This window comes from Leptospira congkakensis (assembly GCF_004770265.1).
GTDB lineage: Bacteria > Spirochaetota > Leptospiria > Leptospirales > Leptospiraceae > Leptospira_A > Leptospira_A congkakensis.
Genome location: NZ_RQGQ01000020.1, coordinates 68,095 through 90,322 on the forward strand (window position 1 = coordinate 68,095; position 22,228 = coordinate 90,322).

Sequence of the window (22,228 nt, forward strand, 5' to 3'; positions counted from 1 at the left end):
AATAAAAAAGGCGGGTTCCCCCGCCTTTTCCAAAATCAAACTAGAGAAAGAATTGTGATTATTCTTCTTCTTTGTTGTTGACCTTGTATTTTTTCATAAGCTCGTCCGCTACGTTTCTTGGAACAGGAGCATACTTGGAAAATTCCATAGCAAACTCTGCTTTTCCTTGAGTAGAAGAACGAAGAACTGTGGAGTATCCGAACATATCCGCTAATGGAACTTCCGCTTCAATCTTAGCATAACCGTTTTCTTCAGTTGTGTTTAAAATCATACCACGTCTTTGGTTGACAGAAGCAAGGATCGCACCTTGGAATTCAGTAGGACCTTCCACTTCCACTCTCATGATTGGTTCGAGGATGATAGGAGCTGCTTTTCCGAATCCTTGGCGGAATCCGTAACGAGCACCAATTTGGAATGCCATATCTGATGAATCCACATCATGGTAAGCACCGTCATTGATCACACAACGAACTCCGATGATAGGGAATCCAATGAGAGATCCTCTTTCTAAACAAGAACGGAAACCTTTGTCACAAGATCCGATGTATTCGCGAGGGATGGATCCACCTACGATTTTATCTACGAATTCGTAATCCTTTCCTTCTTCTTGTGGGATTGGTTCGATGAAACCAGCCACACGAGAGAACTGACCTTGACCACCCGTTTGTTTTTTATGAGTGTAATCAAAGTCTGCAGACTTAGTGATGGTTTCACGGTAAGCAACCTGTGGTGCTCCAGTGACGAGATCCACACCGTATTCACGTTTCATACGTTCAATGTATACTTCGAGGTGGAGTTCTCCCATCCCTTTGATGATGGTTTGTCCAGACTCTTTATCAATTTCTGTTTGGAAGGTAGGATCTTCCTTAGTGAAACGGTTGAGAGCCTTTGCAAGGTTTGGAAGTTGTTTTGATTCTTTACATTCAATTGTAAGAGAGATCACCGGATTTGGAACAAACATGGACTCCATAGTCACTTTTGCTTTTCCATCAGTGAATGTATCTCCGGAAGCACAATCAATACCGAATAGAGCTACGATATCTCCAGCTTCTGCTTTGGTAATATCTTCCATGTCGTTTGAGTGCATACGAACAAGACGTCCAATGTTGTGGCGTTTGTTGTTAGATGAATTGTAGATCGTCATACCTTTTTCGAGTCTACCTTGGTAAACACGAACGTAAGTTAACTGACCGTAACGACCGTCTTCTAGTTTGAACGCAAGACAAACGAGTGGTTTTTCTGGATCTGATTCTAAACTGAATTCGTTTTCTTCGTTTCCAATTTCTTTTGCCTTGTTATCAACATCATAAGGAGACGCAAGGTAATCAGCAACTCCATCTAGAAGTCTTTGAACCCCTTTGTTTTTGAAGGCAGAACCCATAAATACAGGAACAAATTTAAGAGCAAGAACACCGCGGCGAATCGCTTCTCTAATTCGTGCTTCTGTAGGTGCACCTTCTAACATTTCTTCAGTGAGTTCATCACTGAAAAGGGAAACTGCATCAAGAAGAGCTTCTCGTTTTTCGTTAGCTTGGTCTTTTAATTCATCAGGGATATCAGTGATTTTGATATCTTGTCCGTTTGGACCTTCGAAATAATATGCTTTCATTTCAACAAGGTCAACAATTCCTTTCAGATCGTTTTCGAGTCCGATAGGAAGTTGCACTGCATGAGCATTCAAGAAAAGTTTTTCACGAAGTTGGTCGATGACTCTCCAAGGGTTAGCACCTGTACGGTCTAATTTGTTGATAAAGGCAACACGTGGAACGTTATAACGTTTCATTTGTCGGTCTACAGTGATGGACTGAGACTGAACACCAGCAACCCCACAAAGAACCATAATTGCAGAGTCAAGTACGCGTAGTGAACGTTCTACTTCGATCGTGAAGTCAACGTGACCTGGAGTATCAATAATGTTGATGGTAATGTCTTTCCAAGTAGCATAAGTTGCTGCTGATTGGATAGTGATCCCTCTTTCTCTTTCGAGGTCCATACTGTCCATAGTAGCTCCCACACCGTCTTTACCACGAACTTCGTGAATGGCATGGATTTTGTTCGTATAAAATAAAATACGTTCTGTAAGGGTTGTTTTACCCGAGTCAATGTGTGCGGAAATTCCGATATTACGGATTCTATCCAATTTAGGGTCGCGTTTTGTTTCTGTCGCAGAGGTCATATTTTCCTCAAAAATAAGGTTAAAGTTGAATTGATTCTACCAAAATCTGAAATGGACTGCGTTTGTAAAGTACTTGGGATTTTTGGTCAAAGGGAAAATCCTGGAGAAAGTAGAGATTAGGGGAATATGCCACTAGCGCGACTCAATCGTTTTTTTCGAACACTGTCTTTTGCCCGAGTGGTTTGTTTGGGTTTTTTTGCTGCCATCCTAATAGGTTCGGTTGCCCTCTATATTTCCGAATCAGGGGAACTTTCCTATGTGGATAGTTTTTACCTTTCCGCCTCTTCCATTTGTGTGACGGGACTTTCTCCTGTCCGACTTTCTGGCCTCGAACCTTCCACTCATTGGATCATGCTTTTTCTCATCCAATTGGGAGGGCTTGGGATCATCAGTTTTACCGTAATTGTTGGATTTCTGATTACCCAAGGAATTTCGCGAAACACTCGTTTTAATGCTTTTGTTGGTGCCGCGATTGATACCCAAGCCGAAACGGAATCACTCGCCACTAACGAAGTGAACCGGATGTTACTCTCCATTATCAATATATCTTTTTCTTTGGAAATCCTGGGAGCGATTGGGCTTTATCTCCATATGCCGGAAGGAGTGGAGGGAAGTAACAGTCGTTGGTTTTTTTCTATTTTCACTGCAATCTCTTCTTTTAACAACGCTGGTTTTTCCATCACGGATGATCTAAGTGCACTTCGATTGGATCCTTTTTCATTGTACATTGTTTCGGGACTTGTGATTTTTGGTGGGATTGGATTTCCCGTCATCATTCTTTTAGAAAAATTTCTCCTCACTGTGTTTGTGCGGATTGTTTACCGCATTGAAGTGATGGCAGAAACTCTGATGATGGAAAAAGCATTAAAAACTGGTAATGTTCCTAGGCTTTTGTTACTCCCTGCTCAGTTTTCTGCCTTTTTAGAAAATCGGTTAGGTGATTATAATAAACATTTACGTGGAGAAACCACAAGGATCCAATCCAAACTTTTGGTTTATGGTTCCTCCGCCTTGTTGTTGTTTGGTTTTATTGGAATCTATTTTTTGGAACGATCTAATCCTCACACCTTTCATGAGTTAGCTTTTGTAGATAAAATATCCAATGCGTTTTTCATGTCGGTATGTTCTCGTACGGCTGGGTTTTCTACAATGGATCTAGGTCATTTGAATGATGCGACTATCATCATCATTACTGTGTTGATGTTTATTGGAGGTGGACCTCAAGGAACGGCAGGTGGTATCAAAATTACAACTTTTGTTTTGTTATTAGCTTATTTGAAAAATGTGATCCAACCTTCCAAACCGGTGATGTTGTTTGGTGAAATTGTTTCTAAAAACTCTGTTGCTGTTGCCATTCGTGTCTACTTCCTTGCCACAATTTCTTTGGCCTTTATTTTTATATTTCTTGGGATTTTGGACCAAAACCAACATTCTTTACATGTCATCTTTTTTGAACTCATCTCCACTTTTTCCACTGTGGGTTTTAGTTTGAACTTAACACCCCAATTGGGAGACATCGAAAAGTTATTTTATGCGGCTGTGATGTATGTGGGGCGAGTGGGAATTTTTACAGTACTCATTGCGGCCACGGGTCACTCTGGGGTTCCTAAAATGGGAACTGTAGACGATGGTGTGAAAATTCAAGTCGGTTAGAATGGAAATAAAAATCAGTATTAGTAATTTGAGGACGGTTTAGACTTGGTATTTGTGAAATTGCAGATGAGAGATCTATTGTTTTCCCCCTGGAAGGCTCCTAGTTTGGATGCTCAGGAACAAACATTGGAGAACCAAAAAGAAATTCAAAAAAAGGTTTTGGCGCAACTAGGGTCTCGGTTGGAATCTGTAGAACTTCTTTTGTCAAATGAGAAGTTAGAAGAAACAAAAATTCTATTTCGATTTTTGGCCTTTGATTTAGTGAACTTCCAATTATTAAGAACCAACCAAAAAGAAATTCCATACAGTGGTGATCTAAGTGGTTTTACCATTCCTGAAACAGATAGAAAATTAAAACCATTTAGATTTTTAGAAACTTTGGATAGACTCTCCCATTTTACTGAGAAAGAAATGGATGAAATTTTGTCCTTAGCAGTAGATACTTATGATTATCTTTTGTATGAATCCACAAAAGACTTTAAAGCACGATTCCAAACTACATTGGATCAGTTCCGTTTCATCAGACTACTAAGGCTTTTGATACTCAGTGCTGTTTTATTTTTTTCTATATTTGGATACGCATACAACCAATACAAATATCCGGTGATGAGAGACCAATCCATCAAATTATACACTTTTATCGGTCGTGATAAACCAGAAACTTCCGAATCTTTGTCGGTATCTAAACCTGTTTTGAAAAAAGACATTGGTAACTGGGTGGAATATGAATGGACTCTCCCGGAGTCGATGTCCAAGTTTGGTGGACTTCGTATCGATCCTTTAGAACAAAGAGGAATTCGTTTTGTTTTGGATCAAATTAGTATTTTGGATTCTAAAGGTAAGGAAATCTATTCTAAAAAAATAGTAATGAGTTCAAGTTTACTTCCGGAAGATTATCAGGATTTTTTGCAAATTATAGATATCAAAACAGCTGGTAAACAATCACCAGGTGAGATGGTGGAAATGATCACAACAGGGTCTAATCCACAAATCCAATTGGTGTTTCCTACTCTAAATGATGCAAAAACCATTAAATTAAAAATGAAATACATTGAAGCCCATAAAGTGAAGAAAAAATGATCTACCTATATCTTAAATTAATGCGAGTTCCTCAGTGGATCAAAAATGTGATCCTATTTGCCGGACTGATTTTTTCTAAAAAAATCTTTGAAATCCCTTCGTTAACAAAAGTTTGTTTAGCATTTTTATGTTTTTCTCTAGTTGCTAGTTGCCAATATGTTTTTAACGACTTTTTGGATCAAAAGGAAGACGCGAAACATCCAGAAAAAAAACATAGACCACTCGCAAGTGGAGAATTGGATTCAGGAATTGCTTTGGCTATCACGGGAGTGATTTTACCTGTGGCACTCATTGGTGCTTACAAACTTTCACCTGTTTTCTTTTACCTCACTATCTTTTACCTACTTTTTAATATGTTATATAGCAAAGTTCTGAAACATATTGTGATTTTGGATGTGATGAGTATCTCCATTGGATTTGTGTTACGTGCCATTGCTGGTGCTGTAGTTATTGGAGTGGAGTTTTCGCATTGGTTATTACTTTGTACTTTTATGTTGGCTCTCTTTTGGGGTTTTTCCAAACGTAGGGGAGAGATCAATATCCTAAAAACAGATGCTGGTAAACATAGAAAGATTTTAGAAGAATACTCAATCGAGTTTTTAGATTTGATGATGGCAGTAGTTGCGACACTCACTCTTGTCAGTTATGTGATGTATACGGTAAGTCCAGAAACAGCAAAAAGTTTAGGAACTCCTTATATGGTTTATACGGTTCCCATTGTTGTGTATGCAATCTTTAGATCTCTTTATATTATATATATAAAGAACATGGGTCATAATCCAACCAAGGCCATTCTCACAGATGTCAGTGTTCTGGTTTCCGGGTTTATCTGGTTACTCCTCATCTTATTTTTAATGTTTGGGAACATATCCGGCCATCTGCCAGTCTTACAATAGAGAGACTATGAAGATTTGGAAGCAGTTACCGTATGGATGGAAGGTGGTCTCCGCCTTTGTTTTCTTTTTTTCGACCACCCTTTGTTTTGCTTACTTTAAAGGTAGGGACACAAGGCCTGGGGTTCCTATCGAAATCCTAGCCACCACACCCACAGAAGCTAATTCCTGGAAGGGGCATCCCAAGGTGGTTTATTTTTGGGCTACCTGGTGCACGATTTGTAAGGCTTATGGGCCCATTTTGGATGCCAATTTAAGTTTTTTACCAAAATCCACCATCTTCCTCTCTGTTCTGGAAGCAGAAGATTCGGAAGAAACCAAAGACATTATGACAAAACTCACTCCAGAAGCCAAACATCCCATCTATGCTGCCGATTATCGAATGTTAAAAGAATGGCGAATTTCGGCTTATCCCACGACTGTTTTTTTAAATGAAGAAGGAAAGGTTGTGTTTTCGGATACAGGGATTCTTAGCCCTATTGGATTTTGGCTTCGTACTTTTCTTTTGCGGTTTTTCTAATCTGTCGATGATATAATATGGATTCTTCCTTCAAACCCAAACCGCTTTTGAATAAGTCGGAACTCCGACAAATCAAACGCAGTAAAACTCGGGTCGAAGGAAAGAAGGTCATCACTGATGACGTTAAAAAACTAAAATCCCTCAAAGTCACACCGGAACTCAGTTTCCAAGAATCACTCGATTACTACAAAGAACCAATTTGGATCGAATACTATATTCCCAAAGAATCTAGATTTGCTTTTGAAACTAAATATCTTTTTATCCTTCTTGTAGATCCAAAAATTACGGATGATCCGAGTGATGCCGAAAGAAAACGTGTCGCGGCAAAACGCGAAATCGTAGATGTGTTTGCTTATATGGAATCTCATCCAGAAGCCATAAGATTAATTGAAGATTCTTATCATTCTACAATTTCTATGCATGAAACCGTTCATCATATTTTTAAAGCGTATAAGGAAACGGGGGCAACGGAAGATTTAAAAACCGCTTGTTATTTGACAGAAGCACTTTTGAAATACGAACCAACAATCGCCGGCCTCACTTATTTCAGAGATTATGTAATTTATAACTTAAACTTTTTTATCCGCACCTTAAACCGATTGAAGATAGAATTTGCATTGGAAGATGCCACGGTATCACTTCTCATCAAACGTAGGAATGAACTTTGGGAAATGGAACACCGCGAAGAAGATGAAGATTTTGATTTGTTAGCTGCACTTTTTTTCGAACAAGCTTTCCCTAACCGTGGGGCCGGTGAACTTTCCAGCGATGATATGTTACTTTTTGAATGAGAATGTTTTAAGAAAACCAACGAAATAAATCTAAAATATTTTGAATTTGTGGATGGGTTTTTGTCATCTTTAATTCGGTGGATTCGGCAAGATACATCCCAATGGGGATGTGTTTTTCCTGAAATGTAAACGCCAGTTTCGAAACGGGTTTTATGGATTCTGTCCATCCATTCCCCGTTTTTGATTCTTCTGTCAGAGGAAAACTTTGGATTAAAACATCCCAAAAATCTGATTTAGAAACCAACACTTCCGAAATGGTTCCTATCCCTGTTTTTAAATCACGATAAAGATGTTCTTTCATAAAATCTTTGATTCCCAAAGATAAAAACTGTTTTTCCTGTTTTAGTTTTGTGAGTCCAGGAACGGTAACCCTTGGATCAATCACATCCCAATCTAAAATGAGAAAATGGCAAGGTCCAGTTTGGATTCTTTTGATTAGAAACTCCAGGTTACCTTCTGTAAATACAGTTTGTCCCATGGCTTTTAAAAACACTGACAGATGTTTGTCTAGATTTTGGTCTTTTGTGTAAACTACCCAAGTCAATTTTGACATAGGTAAGGTTTTACTTGGGAAAGTATGGATTTCTGAATATGGTTTTTCCCATAAGAAAGAAACACCCTTTGATTTATAATTTTCTTTTTCTTCTTTTGTAAAATTACCGCATAAGATTGGTTCAATGCTCCAATCTAATAACTCCTTTGCAATTTCAGGTGTTGGTTTTGAAAAAAGCCTAAGGGAATCGGGATGGTCTTTCCATGTTTTTCCAGTACATTCTTTTACGACGAAACCTTGTACTTGTAACCATGCTACGAGGAGGTTTTTTTCAAGCTCCGGAAGTTGTGTCAAAACAGCACCGAATAGAGAGTCCATTACGATTGTATTTTAGTTGACCCCCTAGGCTTGAAAGTCATTTTAAAAAGCATCTCCGATGAAGCTCCTTAAGCGATACGCAAACCGTAGACTTTATGATCCAGAAACTAGTTCCACAATCACATTAGAAGATGTGGCTAAGATGATCATCGGTGGAGAAGAAATCAAAGTCCAAGACAATATGACTGGAGAAGATATCACTCCTAAAATCCTTGGCCAAACTTTTCTCAAGGTAAGTCTTGGACAAAGAAACGAAGATTTTTCAAACTTTATGTTAACCTCTCTCATTCGTGAAACCGGACGAGATGTTTCTGGACTTTTTGAACGATTGATTCTCGGGGGAATTGGAGCCAACTACCTCACTTCGGAACGCCTGGAAAAAATTGTGAACTCCATGGTGGAACTTGGAGAACTCAAAGAGGCAGATTTCAGTAATTACCGAGAAGATCTATTACGCAAAATGGCCTCTAGAGCCAGCGAAAAAAAGGAACAAATCCAGAGGGATTTGGAAAAATTCAGCCAATCCATTTTGGAAGAAGACAAGGCCACTCTTGGCGATCTTTCCGAAAAATTAAAGGAAGTCGCAGAAAAATTGAAGGAAAATTAAAAGAAAACGATTATAATATCCGTCCTTATCTGAAGGCGGTTTAGAATGATTCGAAAGTTTGGTTTGTGTTTCTGTTTTTTGCTTGTGGGAGCTATTTTTCCGTCGGAATCGGAAGATCGGTTTTTCGAAATCCAACGTGTTCGACTTAATTCCTCCGATATTTTTGAAATCCGGGATGCTATCGACCAGCTTACTTTTGTTAAATCAAATCAAGGGATTCGAGATATTATTTCCGCTCTGGAAGGTTCCCCAAATTTTCCTACGAGTCCTATCAATGCACCTGCAGTCAAATTTTATGCGGCCCAGGCACTTGGAAAAAAAGGGGAAAAAATCGCCATTCCCTATTTGATCAAAACCTACCAAAAAGAATCTGCGAATATTCCTGAACACAATCCTCCCAAAAAACGCACTTGGAAAGATGGGGTAGCAGATAGCAGGTCCGTTTCTAGTCCTTATTTTTATGATGACGGTGAAATTCCGATTACCTTGGCATGTGGAGAAATCTTGCGGTCTTTAGGTTCCTTACCCTTGACAGCAGAATCGGAATCTTTAATCAAATCAGCCCTAACAAACCCTAATTTTTATCTGCGAAGTGCGGCGGCCGATGCACTCTATCTCTCAGGCAAAAAAGATTCATTGTCTAGTTTGTTAGAGGCTTTAGGAAAGGAGACAGTTCCTTACGCAAAAATATCAATATTGTCTGCCGTTGTTGGAATGGAACGATTGCCCAACCAAAATTATAAAGCAGTTTTAGAATCACTCTTAGATAAGGAACCAGAAGTTCGAGCCAAAGCATCGGATGCTCTCCGGAGATTGGACTTTCGGATCTCGGCACCTTACTTAGAAAAGGTGATACAATCAGAAAATGATTCAAAAGTTTTAAAACAAATGAAATCCGATTACCAGTTTCTTGTTTCCCTTCATACTCCTTAAGTTTTCTATTTTTCATTGTGGACAAATCCGCTTTTTCTCTTAAAATGTGACAGAGCGGAGAAATTATGAAAATAAATAGCATTCTAGAAGCCATCGGAAATACACCTCACGTAAGATTGTCGCGCCTTTTTGGAACAGACCATGAAGTTTATATGAAACTCGAAAGACAAAATCCAGGTGGATCCATCAAAGATCGGATTGCTCTTGCAATGATCGAAGAAGCAGAAAAATCAGGAAAATTAAAAAAGGATTCTTTCATTGTAGAGCCTACATCAGGAAACACTGGTATCGGACTTGCTATGGTAGCAGCTGTTAAAGGGTATGCAATCACTCTTGTGATGCCAGAACATATGTCTGTAGAAAGACGCAGAATTATGGCAGCATATGGTGCTAAGTTCGAACTGACACCTCGGGAAAAAGGAATGCCAGGTGCGATTGCAAAAGCACAAGAAATTGTAGCTGCCAATCCAAATGCCTGGATGCCACAACAGTTCGAAAACGAAGCCAACATCCAAGTTCATAGAGAAAAAACAGCAGAAGAAATCGCAAAAGATTTTCCAGATGGTTTGGATTATATCATTACTGGAGTTGGTACTGGTGGTCATATCACTGGATGTGCAGAGAACTTAAAAAAGAGATTTCCTAAACTAAAAGTATTTGCTGTGGAACCAGAAGGTTCTCCTGTTCTCAGTGGTGGTAAACCAGGTCCACACCCTCTTCAAGGAATTGGTGCTGGATTCATTCCTAAAAACTGTAAAACAGAATTACTCGACGGAATCATCACTGTTGGTAAAGACGAAGCTTTTACAATGGCTGTTCTTGCTGCTAAAAAAGAAGGAATTTTTATCGGAACTTCTTCTGGTGCCAGTCTTGCCGCAGTATCTAAAAAACTAAAAGAAATTCCTGCAGGTTCTAAGGTTCTAACTTTCTGTTATGATACAGGCGAAAGATACTTATCTGTAGAAGGTCTTTTCGTTTAATAGGGATTCACAATCACCAAACTTTTAATAGTCGAATCACCGACAAAAGCAACAACAATCGCTTCTTATTTAGATAAGGATTGGGTTGTTGTTGCTACCAAGGGTCATATCAAAGACCTTCCGACCAAATCCTATGGGATCGATTTTCAAAATTCATTTGAACCGGAATACGAATGGTTAAAAGGTAAAAAAACTGTTTTTTCCGCAATCAAAACCAAAGCAAAATTAGCTTCCATCATTTATATTGCTAGTGACCCGGATAGAGAAGGGGAAATCATCGCCAAACATTGTTTTGACGAATTGATAAAATTAAAAAAACCAATTTTTCGACTTCGTTTAAAAGAAATCTCTAAAGCAGAAGTTGACCGTCAGATCAAACAAAAATCTGGTTTGGATTTGGCAGAAATTGAATCACAAATTGCGAGAAGAATTGTAGATCGGATTTTTGGATTTGAGGTTTCACCTGATTTATGGAAACAATTAAAAATTTCTTCCTTATCGGCAGGGCGTGTTCAATCCACCGTCTTACATTGGATCTGTGAAAGAGAAAAAGAAATTCAAAACTTTTCCAAAGAAATTTACTACCAATTAAAATTACAAGGATCTGTTTCTGGCGAGTCCATTATTTTAGACCACCAAACAAAAGATAAATTGGATTCTAAATCGATCCAAAAAGTCCTTGCGGATATAGAAATCCTACCGGAACCAAATCGGTTAAAAGAAATCCTATTATCCGAGATCAAAAAGAAAAATATCAAACGAAATCCCCCACCAGCTTTTTCGACAGCAAGTTTACTCGAAACCAGTTTTCGTGTTTTAGGTTTTGATTCCAAAAGAACAATGAAAATAGCACAAACTCTGTTTGAGGGAAAGTCCATTGGTTCTGGAGAAAGGATAGGTCTTATCACTTATATGCGTACGGATAGTACACGTGTATCCGATTCGAAACGAGAGTTAGGAGTTAGTTACTTAAAAAAACATTTTCCTGGTTTGGTTTTGGAAGGATCCATCACTCCTAAAAAACAAAAAAAATACTCGCAAGACGCCCATGAAGCTGTGATTCCCATCCGTCCAGAGTATAGTCCTGAGATCATTGGTTCTTATTTATCAAATGAAGAAAGAAGTTTGTATAGATTGATTTGGGAACGATTTTTGGCATCTTTAATGAAGCCAGAGTTAGGTGAAGAGACTGTATATGAATTCCATAAAAACAATCATGTTTTTATCTTTAAAAATGAATTCATTACAGATTCTGGATTTAAGGCCTTTGGAAAAAGAGATCAGAAAAAAAAATCAGAAAAAGTAAATTGGAAGGTGGGTGACCAGTTCTTATACGAGTCGCACTCTATCGAAGAAAAACAAACGGAACCACCCGTTCGGTACACACAAGGCAAACTAGTACAAAAGATGGAAGATACAGGAGTGGGGCGGCCATCCACTTATGGAAGTATCATCGAAACCTTAAGGACAAGGAAATACATCGTAGAATATCATAAGTCCATTGGACCAACAAGTCTTGGAATGATAGTGGATGATTATCTTTTTCTTAACTTTCAAGAGATGATTGGAGAATCATTCACCAAAGACTTGGAAAACAAGTTAGACCAAATCACCGAAGATAAATCATCACGTATCAATCTCATCCAAAATTTTTATGATAGTTTGCTTGGTCTCTTACGTACACCGAGAAAAAAATATACGAGTACGGAAAGAAGATATCCCCAAAATAAAGAAGATACTCCTCCGGGTCCTTACACAAAACCCAACCCAAATCGTTCCGCTAAGATAAAAGCCTCTACAACTAGAATTTCAATCCCCAAAGAGCAGACGAATGCAAAAACTTGTCCTGTTTGCAAAGAAGGTGTTGTGAAAACGAAACTAGGGAAAAAAGGAAAAACCATTTATTTCTGCTCGCGTTACCCGCATTGTGACTACATCACCTATGAATCTTAAACAAAAGAAAACTCTCATCCTTGTGAATTTAGGTGGTCCAAGAACCACGGATGAAATTGAAGTTTTTTTAACGGATTTATTTACCGATCCTTTTGTTTTCGATTTGCCCTTACCTGAATTTTTGCGATTGCCTTTGGCTCGTTTCATTGCTAAAAAAAGAACTCCTAAAGTCAAAAAAACTTATGAGTCAATGGGTTTTGGTGGCGGATCCCCACTGGTATCCGAAACTGAAAAACAAGCGAGAACTCTTGAAAGTATATTGAATCAAAAAACAAATATCGATTGGTCCGTAAAAATAGCGATGACTTGCGGGTATCCACATATCAGAGATCCCGAATTTGGAAAACCAAGTCCAGACACCATCTATCTTCCGTTATATCCACAATATTCGCGTTCGACAGTTCTTGCCACTCTCCATCATTTGGAAAAAAAATTTCAAGAATGCCCTGTTGGCAGCGGAGGTTATGTTCCTACATTTGCATTAGATTCAAAGTTCCACCAAATCTCTGCTAGATTTATTTATGAATTCTTTACTGGTGGTTTGCATCCAAAAGACTTTTTACATTTTCCTAAAAACAATCCAAACACTGATTGGAAAAACTTAGATTTGGTTTTTTCAGCTCATGGGGTTCCCATGAGATTGATTCATAAGGGAGATCAGTATATGAAAGAAATTGAATCTTCTGTGTTTGGAATTACAACTGAATTAAGAAAATTAGGATTTCTAGGAAAGACACATATCTCTTATCAAAGTAAGGTGGGGCCAGCCAAGTGGACCGAACCAAGTTCTTTAACCATGATTGAAGCTTTAGCAAAAGAAGGAAAATCCATCGCGGTTTATCCCATTAGTTTTGTGAGTGATCATTTGGAAACTTTGGAAGAGATTGGAGAACAATTCAAAGATCTCGCAATGGAGTCAGGTGCTAAAACATTTATACGAGTTCCCGCTTTTGGAACTTACCTTCCGTTTATGGAGTATCTTTCTGAAAAAGTGTTACTCGTTGATGGTCAGATCCGCCAGTGTATGTGTAAGGAAATGGGTGGGGAATCACTCACCTCTTGTCGATTCAAATAAAGACCTAAGCCCAATTCCCTTTCTATAATTTCCGTAAAAACGGATATCGATTCCGCGAGAGATCCACTCTGATTCTAAAACATCCAATCTTTGGTTGAAGATAAATAATTTTCGATCATAGGCCGGAAACACTCCACTCCAAGAGGTAATGTAAACGGCTACAGATGGATCTGATTTTTTTGTCACCAATTCCCTATCTTTTTCGAGAATGGATTCCCAAGTCTCTCCATTATTTTCTTTAGCCGTTTCTGGATAAATCCAAGTTTCTGAATGAAGTCCTTCTTTGGCTCTTTCGGAAAAAATATCGGAATTGGATAAAACGCCGAGGGCCTGAATCCCTTCGTTTTTTGCAAAAAGGATTCCGAAACATGGCTTCGTTGTTAGTTGGTCTTTCCCAAAACGAGTGATTGTGGTGATGGAAAGTAAATTGGGAACTTCATAAGTTTGAATTTTATTTCCGAGTAGAGGAATTAGTTTTTTTAATGAAATACAAAATCTAATTTTGCTTTTTAGTTTTAAAATTTCATCCATTGATTCAAATCGGAAGTTGGTTTTGATTTGAATTTTTGATTCTAAATATGTAACTAAGTGACTTACCAAATCACCCATTCCATTGGGAAAGGATACGGTTCCGTAAGATTTTTTACCGCTTTTTTTCATTTCCTCCAAAATGGTTTTTGATCCAGTTCCTTCCCATTTGGAAAAAATAGATTCTGCTTGCAGTGCCTCTAACCTCGTTCCATAAATCCCACCTATTGCTGGTTCAATGATGTTTTTTGTTACGGAAGATCCAAACATATTGGTTGCCCAAGTTTCCAAATTCTGATTGGTTTCGAATTTTATTTTTTTAAATGCAATGGTAAAAAGTAGTTTTATGCCTGTTAGTATTGAGATGGGAAATCTGGAAAGTTTTCTGTTTACCCAAAAGTATCTTCTTTTGGTAGCTTTGTTGGGAAAGAGTGGTGTGAGACCAATATCCGCCAACATGGATTTCATTTCATCAGTCAATAAAACACCATTGGCGGCTTGTTCCACAAGTCCTTCTGGAACTTGGTTGGTTCCAATCACTCCACCTAGTTTTTCGGAATGTTCATATAAAGTTACAGAATCACCTCGTTTGCAGTGGTGGTAGGCGAGAAATAAACCTGTGATTCCTCCACCAAGGATATGAACTTCTTCACTCATATGGCTTTGGAAAAAACTGGTTTTGTTGGTTGGCTTAGTTGTAATTTTTCATCGAAGGCCATCGCGACAATTCGTAAGAATGGTTTTCCTTTTTCTGTGACGCTGAGTGAATTTTCCTGCCATTGGATCAATTTGTCAGATTCCATTTCTTGTAAAAAATCGGTTACATGAGATTTCATCTCACTCGGAACATTGACCTTCCAAGATGTCATTAGATCTAAAATTAATTGTTTTCGAATTTGATCCGAAGGATTTAGTTTGTGTCCTCGAAGGATGGGAATGATTCCCTCTAAAATCGATTTTCGATACTTCATTTCTAGTTTTTGGTTTTGAAAAAATAGATTGGGTGTTTCTGAAATAGAGGAAGATCCAAGTCCTAACATTACATCCGTTTTGGATTCACTATAACCCATAAAATTTCTATGAAGTTTGTTTGTATTAAATGCTTTCCAAAGTTTATCATGAGGAAGAGCGAAATGATCCATACCAATTTCTCTATAACCAGCATTTTCCAGTAACGATCTACCAATTTCGTATAATTCTCGTTTTACGGAAGGATCAGGTAAGTCCTTTTCTGTGAATAATCTATGGGAAGCTTTGATCCAAGGTACATGAGCATAGGAATAAAATGCGATGCGGTCTGGACGAAGGGCCAAAGTTTTTTCAATAGAATATTTTATGGAATCCAAAGTTTGTTTGGGTAATCCATAGATAAGATCAAAATTGATGGAATCAAATCCGAGTGCTCTTGCTTCTAGAGTGATGTTTTCTGTGAGTTCAAAAGATTGGATCCGGTTGACTAATCTTTGGACTTCCGGATCAAAATCTTGAACACCAAGACTAATCCTTCTAAATCCTAATTTTTGCAAAAGTTTGAGTTGGGATATTCGGGTTCTTCTTGGATCCACTTCTATGGAATATTGGGGATCGTCTGTCGGATTTAATTTGTTTAATATAAATTCTATAGTGGATTGTAAGTTGTAATCAGATAAATAGGTTGGGCTTCCACCACCTAAGTGAAGTTCGCTTAAATGTTTTCCATTTAAACTTGATACTTTTTCTGAATACAATTGGAGCTCGTTTTTTAAAGCCGTAACATAAGGTTCTTCTACCGTATGATTTTTTGTGATCGAAGTGTTACAGCCACAAAACGTACATAGTGTCTCGCAAAAAGGGATATGGAGATAAATTGCTAATTTGGAATCTTTTGGCGAAAGGTATGTTTCTAATGATTGGATACATTCTTCCAAACTAGGTGAGTCTGTCCAATAAGGAACGGTTGGATAACTTGTATATCTTGGGGCAGGTGTATCGTATTTTTCGAGTAGATGTTTCATTCGCTGAATGCCTTCCTTGTTTCATCAATCAGAAGGTGAACCGAACTTTCAGGAGTGAACTGTAACACCCCATGTCCAAGGCCAGCAACCCATCCTTTTCTTTCTTCTGGATTTAGATCTTTAATGGGTAGTAGGTATTCTCTAATTTTTTCTTTGAGTGTTCCGGGATCAGCAAATAGGAGTTCCTGATCAAAATTTCCTTGGATGAATCCTTTCCCACCGAAGTTCTTTAGTGTTTCTTGAATGGAAAACCTATGATCAACTCCAAAACCAGCAAGGTTTGGAATTTGATGGATCTGTTTCACTTGTTCTTCCGTAGAAGTTTTAGCATAATAACCAATTTGATTCGGGAAAAGTTTTGTCAGTTCATTCATTGGTTTTGCGACATACCGATGGAAATTGTAAGGATCTAACATTCCAGCAGCCGTGTCAAAAATCATAACCACTTCTGCGCCGCCTTGCAGCTGTAATTCTATGTTTTGTTTCAATAGAGGAACAAGAATTGAATAGAATTTATCTACGAAGTTTTGATTGGTTTTGATAAAGGATAAGTTTCCATCATGTTTCCCAATACTTGCGTAGGTCATAAGAGTAAAAGGGCCACCAACAAATCCGATGAGTGAAACATCTTTTGGTAAAACTTCTCGGGTTCGAAGGACTGCATCCCTTTGGAATTTAAGTCCCTCGATAGCTTCTTCACTTGATTTTAATTTAAGAAGATCTTTTTCAGAGGTGAGTGAAAAAGAAAGTTTAGGGCCAGGGTCGTAAGTTAGGCCCATACCCAAGGCTTCTAAAGGAAAAAGTAGATCTGAGAATAAAATACTCACATCAAAGCCAAATTCTTTGACAGGTCCAAGTGCGACTTCTGCAGCCAGTTCCGGTTGTTTACAAAGTTCCATAAAACTATAGGTTTCTTTGAGTTTGCGATAGTGCGAATGGTATCTGCCGGCTTGGCGCATAAACCAGATCGGTGGAATGTTTTGGGGAATTAAATTGAGAGCGTTGGAAAATCTTTCATTTCTAAACTGAGTGGTAATCATTATTTATCCTTTAACGCCTGTTTTGTTTTGTTTAAGGTGTCTTCTATGACTTCATCACTATGAGCTGTGGATAAAAATCCAACTTCATAACCACTTGGTGCTAGATAAACGCCCTTGTTTAAGAGTTTGTGAAAAAACGATGCAAAGTTTGCTTTATGATCACTCGGGATATTTGTAATGCTTCGAACAGGTTCTTTTGTTTTTCCTTTCAGCCAAAATAGACTTCCAAATGTAACCGCTTCCCAATTAGAATCTCCCGACTCTACAAGAAGTTTTAGTATACCTGAGGTTAGTTTTTTTGTTTTGGATTCGAGTTCAGGGTAAGGGTTTTCATTCCACGCTTTAGTTAATGTTTTGAGACCTGCACGCATCCCTATCGGGTTTGCCGATAAGGTCCCTGCTTGGTAAACTGGACCGCTCGGTGCGACCAAGTCCATAAGTTCTTTTTTACCGGCATAGGCTCCCACAGGAAATCCACCACCAATGATTTTTCCGTAACAAACAAGGTCAGGAACAATTCCTGTAAGACCAGCCATACCTTGGAAAGAAACTCTAAATCCTGAAATAACTTCATCAAACAAAAGTAATGCGCCGTATTTGGTTGTGAGTTCTCTACATTTATTTAAGAAATCGGTTCTTTGCGGAAGAAGTCCATAGTTTGCTGGAATTGGTTCGATCACAAGGCAAGCGATGTCTTTTCCATGTTCCCTGAATAAATTTTCTAATGCGATTTCATCATCTAACGGAAGTACGAGGGTATTTTGAATGATTTCTGGTCCAATGCCTTTACTATCACTGGAGCTAAGTCCAGCAAGACCAGATCCAGATTTGACAAGTAACTGATCTAAGTGGCCATGATAACATCCGTCAAATTTTAAAATTTTACTTCTGCCTGTTGCGGCTCTTGCAACACGTAGAGCACTCATCACCGCTTCTGTTCCTGAGTTGACAAAACGAATTTTTTCTACCCAAGGGATACGACTGGTTATGAATTCAGCCAACTCTAATGAGTAAGGTTCACAAGCTCCAAAAGACCAAGCTTTTCGAACAGTTTCTTCTACAACCTCTTGGATTTCTGGATGCCTATGTCCAAAAAGGAGTGGGCCGAAGCTCAAACAATAATCAATGTATTCCTTACCTTCAACTGACTTTAAATAGGCGCCGCTTGCTTCTGTAAAAAAAACAGGTGTTCCTCCAACGGAGGCGAAAGAACGTACGGGGCTATGGACACCACCGGGAACTACGTCTTTTGACCTTTGAAATAATTCTTCTGAATTCATGAATACAACCTTTGTGCAAGTCTTGCACCATAAGTAATTAAATAGGAAGACCCAGCCCTTCGGAACACATCCCAAGTTTCCTTTAGTCCTTCTTCAAAATTTAGGAATCCCTCCTTAGCTAAATAAACAAGACTAGCATACTCGCCACTGACTTGGTAAGCACCAGTCGGTAGTCCTGTTTTTTCTTTGATAGGACCAATGAGATCAATTGCAGTCATACCAGGTTTTACCATGAGTAAGTCTGCCCCTTCTTCTTTGTCTCTAATGGATGTGTGGATGGCAGTATCACGATCACGAACATCAAGTTGATACCCACTTCTATCTCCAAACTGAGGGGAAGAGTCGGCGGCACCACGAAACGGGCCATAAAAGTTACTTTTGAATTTTGTCGAATAACTCATGATAGGTGTCATTGTGTGGCCATTGGCATCCAAAATTTTTCGATGAGAACCAACACGACCATCCATCATATCACTGGGTGCAATTCCGTCAGCACCAGCATCTGCATAAATGAGAGCAAGATCCGATAGCCGTTTTAAAGTTAACTCAAGGTTTATAGTTCCTGATTTATGGAAATGACAACAATGCCCTGTGGTTGTCACCGAACAGATGCAAGTATCTAACCAAAGGAACATGTTAGGGAATGTCTTTTTTATTTTGCTGATATTCGAATTGTAAAATTCTTTTGGAAAACTTGTATCCGATTTATCTTTCGGAACCATAAATAATAAAAATTGAGAAACACCTGCATTGATATCAGATTCTATTTGGTGTAAAATCGATTGGTCCGTGTCGCGAAAAACTCCGGGTAAACCTTTGATTGGTTCTTTTTCATCTATTCCTTCTGCAAGAAAAAGTGGTTGGATCATCTTATTTACATTTAAGGAGCCAGTTTCTCCTAGGTTTCTTAGATATTGGCTGGAACGTAATCGAAGTGTTTGTTTTTTCATGGTTTTATATACCTTTCTACCCAAGAATCAAAAGATAATGATACAAACACTTTTGTTTTGGCAGTTTCTTCACCTATTGTCTGTTTGATTTTTTTGAATGTTGAACCTGGTCCTACAAAATGAATGACATCTAATAATTCGGGAAATCGTTTTGTCACTATATCAAATTCGGAGCCACTACGCCAATAAGCGGCTTTGATATTTGTGGTATCGAAAGGAACGGGGATTTCAGGAGCCGAAACAAAATAAGTAGGAATGACTGGATAAATACTATTTAGTTTGTCTGAATCAACATGGGTGAGTTTCACAAATTTTGTTTTTCTGCCTAAAAGATGGTCTATAAGAGGTGGTTCACTTTCACCTAATCCATCACAGGTGCCGTTCACCCAGAAACCCCTGAGCGCTAGGTCTTTCCAGGTCGATAATCCTGCAGACCATAATATCTGATTGGTTGGGTTTACCGATAAATCTAAAGGAAATGCATACCCACGTGAAACAAATACGTCTACGTCTTTGGGAAGTGAATAGGTGAGACGTTCTCGTTGTCTTGCCGCCATTTTTGCGTTAGGTGGCCAAACTTCGTTTCGGCTAAAACTAAAATCGGGAATGTCTGATAATTCTTTGGAGAAAAGGGTTTTTCCATCTTCTGTTTCTCCTCTGATAAAAGTTATTTTTCCATATCCTCTAGTTAAAACAGAAACTCCAATTTTTTGGTGGCATCCACCACCATACTTTGATAATATTTTTCTTTCTTCGTTTGCGGTGGTTTCTGCATTTGTATCTGTAATTTCTCTAAGTAATGATTCCAAATGTTTGTCTTCTTTTCTGATTTCGGCACAGAGTGCTCCTTGTGCTGGTGCACTTGGAAAAATAGAAGAAGGCATTACCATAAATAAGGATAGGTTGATTGTTTCTCGGATGAGTTGTTTTACTTCTTTTAATTCTGGGATTTGATTTTCTGTATCATCAAAATTTAGAATTCGATCTAAGGCCGCTTTTGCTACTAAGATACCACCGTTTTCATGCTCTAAATATTTTCGAAGCCTGGTTTGAATATTCCCTCTAACCGATTCAATTTTAACGAGAAATGAGTTAATTGGTGTGGGAAAATAAGATTTTATGAAATCTTTAATATGATGTTCTCTTCTGGGAGATGAAGTGAGAATTGTAATTTCTGTTGGTGCAGAAATCCATTTGTTTCTTTTGAACAACAAAACATCGCGAACATCTTCTCTTGTTAGAATGGGGACAAGGATTGTATCTTTACGTTCCCGTAAGTCCATATCTTTCCATGAATGAATGACAATATCAATTTTATGATTGAGTAAGTCTTCCTGTAGATCTTTTGTAAAAATACCTTGGCCAGCAAATTGCCACAAAGGTGTTTTTAAATCTTTATCACCAGCTGATTCTCTAAAGACTGTTTGGAATATTTTTGTTTTATTTTTTTCTTCGAGAGCTTTTTTAACGGAGAGAATTTGTATACGAGAGAGAAGAGATGATCTTCCTCCGATTTTAATAGTTTCAGACAAGTAAATCTTCCCATCCATTCATAATATGTATTTGTTCTTCCTCCCGTTCCCTTGTAAGTTCCGTGAGAAAATATTGTAAGTCCATTTTTACCGATTGGATTTGTTCATCAGTCTCTTGTAAATCACTAAGAATTTTTGAAAGAGGGATATAATTTTTGTAATTGGTTTCTAGATTTGCCGTTTCTCTAAAATCCAAAATCAAGGAGGAACTTTCTATCATTGATTCCCAGTTAAACGGTAAAAAACTAGAAGCGATGACAATGGCTTCGTTCCTTGGTTGATAATCTTCCCAGTGGAAAGTTGCGATTGAAAAACCTTTTTGTAATTCGGCCATTTTGTCTTGGTTTCGGCCGACGAGACGAACTTCTTTTCCCTTGGAAACAAGATAGGGAAGGATGGAGGTGGCTAGTTTTCCTGTTCCGAGTAAGGTGACAGACTTATGACTTTGTAAATAGGAGTCGGCAACACTTCCATAAGTTTGCCTTCCGATTCCTGTTAAGTATCTAGAACGGATTTGTTTGGTATGTTCTAAAATTTGATCCCGTAATCTTAATAGGGAAAGGGCAAATGTAGAATCATTTACTTTGTCTTCACGAAAACGGTCTCGGAACTGCGCTTGGATTTCCGACTCTCCAAAAAGTTTGGATCTAAGTCCAGAAACTACCTCTAAAAGGAAGCGGTAGGCTTCGTATCCATGGAATACTTCGTAACCTTTATAAAATCTTTCGGATTCTTCTATAGGAAAAATGCGACGGTCACTAAATGCAATTGATCTTTGGCATGTCTGCCAAACCTCAAGACTTTCACCGTCTAAAGGTTTACTAATGAGATCAGTTGAATGTAATAGAATCAGATTTGACCACATGATTTTATTCTATCAAATACAAGGTTCCAACTGTCACAAGATTGTCAGTCTCTAAAAAAATAAAATATGATATTGAAACTAAGTCTCAATTAATAAGGAATGGTTTATGATGAAAGAAGAAAACTGGAAAGAAAAACTCACTCCCTTACAATACCAAGTCACAAGAGAAAAAGGCACCGAACGACCGTTTACCGGTGAATATTATGAACATAAAGAAAAGGGAACTTATCTTTGTGTTTGTTGTGGAGAAGCTTTGTTTTCTTCTCAGGCAAAGTATGATTCCGGCAGTGGTTGGCCGAGTTATTATGAGCCGGTTACGAAAGAAGCAGTGGAAACGGAATCAGATGGAAGTCATGGAATGGTCAGAACAGAAATCCATTGTCAAAATTGCGGGGCTCATCTTGGTCACGTTTTTCCCGATGGACCAAGACCAACTGGTTTACGTTACTGTGTGAACTCCGCTTCGTTGAAGTTTCAAAAAGACTGAGACAGTTTTTGAGTCAATGG

20 protein-coding genes are annotated in these 22,228 nt (G+C 38.3%); 11 read left to right on the top strand and 9 right to left on the bottom strand.

Going from position 1 to position 22,228, the window contains the following annotated elements:
• Positions 1-58: 58 nt before the first annotated feature.
• On the bottom strand, positions 59-2,176 hold the full coding sequence (fusA, locus tag EHQ70_RS17795) for an elongation factor G (RefSeq protein ID WP_135588702.1): 2,118 nt from the start codon (positions 2,174-2,176) through the stop codon (positions 59-61).
• Positions 2,177-2,302: 126 nt separating this feature from the next.
• Between fusA and EHQ70_RS17800 the strand changes: the two genes are divergently transcribed.
• From EHQ70_RS17800 to EHQ70_RS17820, 5 genes are read left to right on the top strand one after another with little or no spacing between them, the layout of a single operon-like run.
• Positions 2,303-3,829 carry a TrkH family potassium uptake protein gene (locus EHQ70_RS17800; protein WP_135588704.1) on the top strand — a complete coding sequence of 509 codons (1,527 nt, stop codon included), beginning with the start codon at positions 2,303-2,305 and terminating at the stop codon, positions 3,827-3,829.
• Between the two features lie 45 nt (positions 3,830-3,874).
• Positions 3,875-4,909, top strand: a complete 1,035-nt coding sequence (locus tag EHQ70_RS17805; protein WP_135588706.1) for a hypothetical protein — start codon at positions 3,875-3,877, stop codon at positions 4,907-4,909.
• The gene (locus tag EHQ70_RS17810; protein WP_135588708.1) at positions 4,906-5,805 is read left to right on the top strand and encodes a decaprenyl-phosphate phosphoribosyltransferase; all 900 of its coding nucleotides are present in this window, start codon (positions 4,906-4,908) and stop codon (positions 5,803-5,805) included. Before EHQ70_RS17805 ends, EHQ70_RS17810 begins: the two co-directional genes overlap by 4 nt.
• Before the next feature lie 7 nt (positions 5,806-5,812).
• Positions 5,813-6,322: a TlpA family protein disulfide reductase gene (locus EHQ70_RS17815; protein WP_135588710.1), complete on the top strand. Its 510-nt coding sequence runs from the start codon at positions 5,813-5,815 to the stop codon at positions 6,320-6,322.
• A 17-nt stretch (positions 6,323-6,339) separates the two neighbouring features.
• Positions 6,340-7,113: a hypothetical protein gene (locus EHQ70_RS17820; RefSeq protein ID WP_135588712.1), complete on the top strand. Its 774-nt coding sequence runs from the start codon at positions 6,340-6,342 to the stop codon at positions 7,111-7,113.
• Between the two features lie 7 nt (positions 7,114-7,120).
• On the opposite strand, the gene EHQ70_RS17825 is transcribed toward EHQ70_RS17820, so the two are convergent.
• A complete protein-coding gene (locus EHQ70_RS17825) occupies positions 7,121-7,984 on the bottom strand; it encodes a hypothetical protein (protein ID WP_135588714.1) in 864 nt (287 codons plus the stop codon).
• A 58-nt stretch (positions 7,985-8,042) separates the two neighbouring features.
• Here EHQ70_RS17825 and EHQ70_RS17830 point away from each other — a divergent pair, with 58 nt between their 5' ends.
• The 5 genes from EHQ70_RS17830 (at position 8,043) to hemH (ending at position 13,532) form a co-directional block, all read left to right on the top strand.
• Positions 8,043-8,591 (top strand): polyhydroxyalkanoate synthesis regulator DNA-binding domain-containing protein, encoded by a 549-nt coding sequence (locus EHQ70_RS17830; RefSeq protein WP_135588716.1) that lies wholly within the window; start codon positions 8,043-8,045, stop codon positions 8,589-8,591.
• A gap of 45 nt (positions 8,592-8,636) precedes the next feature.
• Positions 8,637-9,524 carry a HEAT repeat domain-containing protein gene (locus EHQ70_RS17835; protein WP_135588717.1) on the top strand — a complete coding sequence of 296 codons (888 nt, stop codon included), beginning with the start codon at positions 8,637-8,639 and terminating at the stop codon, positions 9,522-9,524.
• Positions 9,525-9,589: 65 nt separating this feature from the next.
• Positions 9,590-10,504: a cysteine synthase A gene (gene cysK / locus EHQ70_RS17840; RefSeq protein ID WP_100742417.1), complete on the top strand. Its 915-nt coding sequence runs from the start codon at positions 9,590-9,592 to the stop codon at positions 10,502-10,504.
• A gap of 57 nt (positions 10,505-10,561) precedes the next feature.
• A complete protein-coding gene (gene topA / locus EHQ70_RS17845; protein ID WP_244288407.1) occupies positions 10,562-12,457 on the top strand; it encodes a type I DNA topoisomerase in 1,896 nt (631 codons plus the stop codon).
• Positions 12,447-13,532, top strand: coding sequence for a ferrochelatase (hemH, locus tag EHQ70_RS17850; protein WP_135588721.1), 1,086 nt, complete (start codon positions 12,447-12,449; stop codon positions 13,530-13,532). Before topA ends, hemH begins: the two co-directional genes overlap by 11 nt.
• Here the strand turns inward: hemH and EHQ70_RS17855 are convergent.
• Genes EHQ70_RS17855 through EHQ70_RS17885 form a run of 7 tightly spaced genes read right to left on the bottom strand, consistent with a single transcriptional unit; the run spans position 13,506 to position 21,721 of the window.
• Positions 13,506-14,717 (bottom strand): protoporphyrinogen/coproporphyrinogen oxidase, encoded by a 1,212-nt coding sequence (locus EHQ70_RS17855; protein WP_135588723.1) that lies wholly within the window; start codon positions 14,715-14,717, stop codon positions 13,506-13,508. The genes hemH and EHQ70_RS17855 overlap by 27 nt on opposite strands.
• Positions 14,714-16,054 carry an oxygen-independent coproporphyrinogen III oxidase gene (gene hemN / locus EHQ70_RS17860; RefSeq protein WP_135588725.1) on the bottom strand — a complete coding sequence of 447 codons (1,341 nt, stop codon included), beginning with the start codon at positions 16,052-16,054 and terminating at the stop codon, positions 14,714-14,716. Before hemN ends, EHQ70_RS17855 begins: the two co-directional genes overlap by 4 nt.
• Positions 16,051-17,094, bottom strand: a complete 1,044-nt coding sequence (locus EHQ70_RS17865; RefSeq protein WP_135588727.1) for a uroporphyrinogen decarboxylase family protein — start codon at positions 17,092-17,094, stop codon at positions 16,051-16,053. The genes hemN and EHQ70_RS17865 overlap by 4 nt, the downstream gene beginning before the upstream one ends.
• The gene (gene hemL, locus EHQ70_RS17870) at positions 17,094-18,374 is read right to left on the bottom strand and encodes a glutamate-1-semialdehyde 2,1-aminomutase (protein WP_135588729.1); all 1,281 of its coding nucleotides are present in this window, start codon (positions 18,372-18,374) and stop codon (positions 17,094-17,096) included. The genes EHQ70_RS17865 and hemL overlap by 1 nt, the downstream gene beginning before the upstream one ends.
• Positions 18,371-19,324, bottom strand: a complete 954-nt coding sequence (gene hemB / locus EHQ70_RS17875; protein WP_135588731.1) for a porphobilinogen synthase — start codon at positions 19,322-19,324, stop codon at positions 18,371-18,373. Before hemB ends, hemL begins: the two co-directional genes overlap by 4 nt.
• A complete protein-coding gene (gene hemC, locus EHQ70_RS17880) occupies positions 19,321-20,856 on the bottom strand; it encodes a hydroxymethylbilane synthase (protein ID WP_135588733.1) in 1,536 nt (511 codons plus the stop codon). Before hemC ends, hemB begins: the two co-directional genes overlap by 4 nt.
• A complete protein-coding gene (locus tag EHQ70_RS17885; RefSeq protein WP_135588735.1) occupies positions 20,849-21,721 on the bottom strand; it encodes an NAD(P)-binding domain-containing protein in 873 nt (290 codons plus the stop codon). The genes hemC and EHQ70_RS17885 overlap by 8 nt, the downstream gene beginning before the upstream one ends.
• A 106-nt stretch (positions 21,722-21,827) precedes the next feature.
• Here EHQ70_RS17885 and msrB point away from each other — a divergent pair, with 106 nt between their 5' ends.
• A complete protein-coding gene (gene msrB, locus EHQ70_RS17890; RefSeq protein WP_135588737.1) occupies positions 21,828-22,208 on the top strand; it encodes a peptide-methionine (R)-S-oxide reductase MsrB in 381 nt (126 codons plus the stop codon).
• Positions 22,209-22,228: the final 20 nt, after the last annotated feature.